Here is a 399-nt window from a genome sequence, read left to right on the forward strand (position 1 = left end):
GCGCGTATGTGCCGCTCGACCCGAGCTATCCCCAGGAGCGTCTGGCATACATGTTACAAGACAGTATGCCGGTGGCGCTGCTGACGCAGACGGGCATGCAAGAGCGCCTGCCGGCTGCGGCCGAAGCAGGATTGACGATACCGGTGCTGCTGCTCGATGGAGAGGAAGACGGCGCGGCCATGGCGCGTCAAACATCGCACAATCCCGACCCGGCGCAGCTGGGCTTGACGGCGCGGCACCTGGCGTATGTGATCTATACCTCGGGCTCGACCGGGATGCCCAAGGGGGTGATGGTTCAGCACGAAAATGTGTTACGTCTATTTGCAGCGACACAAGACCGGTTTCATTTTAATGTCAACGATGTGTGGACGCTGTTCCACTCGTTTGCTTTTGACTTCT

Annotated in this window: 1 protein-coding gene; it reads left to right on the forward strand. The window is 59.1% G+C overall.

The window, feature by feature from the left end:
• Positions 1–399, forward strand: a 399-nt coding sequence (locus KVP70_RS33365) for an AMP-binding protein (RefSeq protein WP_217946727.1), incomplete at both ends; no start/stop codon positions are given.

The sequence above is a fragment of the Duganella violaceipulchra genome, assembly GCF_019166075.1.
In the GTDB taxonomy this organism is placed as follows: Bacteria; Pseudomonadota; Gammaproteobacteria; order Burkholderiales; family Burkholderiaceae_D; genus Rugamonas; species Rugamonas violaceipulchra.